Source organism: Lacticaseibacillus manihotivorans DSM 13343 = JCM 12514 (assembly GCF_001435035.1).
In the GTDB taxonomy this organism is placed as follows: domain Bacteria; phylum Bacillota; class Bacilli; order Lactobacillales; family Lactobacillaceae; genus Lacticaseibacillus; species Lacticaseibacillus manihotivorans.
On the sequence record NZ_AZEU01000107.1, the window covers coordinates 1 to 2,598 of the forward strand.

Annotated in this window: 2 protein-coding genes; both read left to right on the forward strand. The window is 44.4% G+C overall.

The window, feature by feature from the left end:
• The first annotated feature begins 153 nt into the window (after positions 1-153).
• Positions 154-1,032: a LysR family transcriptional regulator gene (locus tag FD01_RS05725; protein ID WP_056963128.1), complete on the forward strand. Its 879-nt coding sequence runs from the start codon at positions 154-156 to the stop codon at positions 1,030-1,032.
• Positions 1,033-1,162: 130 nt separating this feature from the next.
• Complete coding sequence (locus tag FD01_RS05730) at positions 1,163-2,512, forward strand: MFS transporter (RefSeq protein ID WP_056963130.1); 1,350 nt, start codon at positions 1,163-1,165, stop codon at positions 2,510-2,512.
• The last annotated feature ends 86 nt before the right edge of the window (positions 2,513-2,598 follow it).

Here is a 2,598-nt window from a genome sequence, read left to right on the forward strand (position 1 = left end):
GTGTGAATCGTGGGATTGCGCTGCTTTTTTGAAATTCTATGAATAATCCAGGCTTCCTTTCAACATCCTCATTATCGATCGTGCACCGCTTGACTTGCAATTCGTCTTGGTCCTACACTTATTCCAAAAAGCGATTAATCAAAGGAGCGCCTCATGGAACTGAAGTATCTCGACACTTTTTTAACTTTAGTCGATAGCAAAAGCTTCACCGAAGCTGCAGATAAGCTGTTTATTTCACAGTCTTCATTATCCAAGCGTATCCAAGTTATCGAACATACTGCTGGATGCAAATTGTTCACGCGTAATACGCGTAATGTTGAGCTCAATTATTATGGACAGCTCTATTTCAACTACGCCAAACAGATTAAAGCGCTTGAATCCGCTTGTGACCAAGAGTTACAGTCAGTCACTTCCGGCGCTCAAGGCATCACGATCGGTGCGATTCCTTCAATGAACGAATATCACATCACTGCGCTACTGGCAAAATTCATGAGCGAAACTGGGATCCATTTTCGCATTAAAACGGCAACTTCTGGAAAGCTTGAGCGGATGTTACATGATCATCAATGTGATGTCGCTTTTATCAAGGCACCAGGCAATGACTATATCCTCAAGCAACTCCCTTATTTCAAAGATCACCTAGTCGCAGTTTTACCCCCGAAACATCGCCTTGCTTCGGCTAAACAGATCCATCTGCGTGATTTAGCAAATGAAAATTTTTTACTCGAACCGGAAAATTCACGACCTTATAATCTGGTCGTCAAAAATTGTGAACAAGCTGGCTTCACGCCGAATATCACTTATACTGATGGCCATATCGATAACATTATGAGTTTAGTATCACAAGGTCTCGGTTGTTCACTACTGATGCAACAAATCGCCACTGATGACCAAATCGTCCAAATTCCACTGGCCGAAGTCATTACCACTACCGTTAGTCTCTGCTACGACTCGGCAACGCGCATGAACAATGAAAAGGCCGCGTTCTTGCGTTTCTTCAAGAATCATCACACTGAGTTTGGCCAATTGTAGTTTGACAAAAAAATTCTCGCCAGCTATCCTAATCGTAATATGTAGCTTGGCTTGTATATCCCGAGATCATCTTTGCTTCCAAGGAAAAGCCGCCAGTTTTGGCGCGCTACTTGGTATGGAGGATGATTTTTTGATTGAACAAAAACACACGAACTTCGCTATTTTTGCCACGGCAGTTTTGGCTTTTTGTGGCGTCTTGTTGGAAACGGCAATGAATGTGACGTTTCCAACATTGGTCGCACAATTCCACACGACTTTAAATGCCGTCCAATGGGTCACCACCGGTTATTTACTGGCGGTAGCCGCGACGATGATGATCACCGGTTTTATTGAAAGCCGTATGCAAACACGACAGTTAGTGGTGTGCGCTTTAGGCTTGTTTGTGCTCGGTGGCGCCATTTGTGCTGTCAGCATCAACTTAGCGATGCTTTTGATCGGCCGGATAGTTCAAGGCTTAGCCACCGGATTGATCATGCCTTTAGTCTTCGCGCTCATTATGGTTAAAGTTCCCCGTGCTCAACAAGGCCGCTATGTCGGTATTGCTGGCATGTTAATTGCATTAGCACCGTCTCTTGGCCCAAGTTATGGCGGATTTGTCACTCAAGTCGCGAGCTGGCGGTTAAGTTTCTGCTTGATTATGCCCGTTGCTTTAATTGCTGGCGTGATCGCCATTGTGAACATGCCCCAAGTGTTCCCCCAACAAAAAATGGTCTTTCCTGTTGGCCAGTTTGCTTTACTACTGTTAGGTTTAATTGGCATTATTGTCGGTTTCAATCAACTTGGCGCCAGTGGGTTGAACAGTTTAAGTACTTGGACGCCACTTCTGTTAGGACTTTTAGGCCTGATTGGTTATGTCAAAGTTGCCTCAAAGCAGACGCATCCATTGATTGCTTTAACTATCTTTCATTCTCGGCAATTCAACTTAGCGCTTGGCTTGTACTTTTCTGTCCAGTTTATGCAATTAGGTCAAACCTTCTTATTGCCAAATTATGCGCAATTAGTGAATCACTTAGGCAGTTTTTCAGCTGGTGCCAGTTTATTGGTTGGGAGTTTCGCATCGGCGATCCTTTCACCGTTCACCGGACATTGGCTCGACCGTTTCGGGATCCGCCGCGTCGCGCTTTGTGGGAGCCTGTTTTTACTGACTGCCAATGGCTTATTGCTGATTTTCTCTCAAGCACTATCGACTGGTTTGATTGTTGGTGGTTATCTGCTTTACATGATCGGCTTCTCGTTTATTTTCAATAATGCGTTGACTTACGGTTTACAAAACCTACCGAACAAGCTGACACCTGATGGCAACGCCGCGTTCAATACCATGCAACAATACGCCGGTTCACTGGGGACAGCATCAGTCAGTGCCGTGTTAGCTGCAACAACTACGATCACTAGCGGTACGCGTGCAGTTTATGTCGGTATGTTGATGATTTCCATATTGGTACTGATCGGTAGCTTTAACTTTAACAAACAGACTGCATAATAAAAAGATGCCGTGATGAGCGACACCTTTTTTATCCTGGATTATTCATAGAATTTCAAAAAAGCAGCGCAATCCCACGATTCACA

Bases quoted from the DNA above. Each gene is read 5' to 3' on its own strand.
- FD01_RS05725 (WP_056963128.1), top strand. From the start codon at position 154: ATGGAACTGAAGTATCTCGACACTTTTTTAACTTTAGTCGATAGCAAA.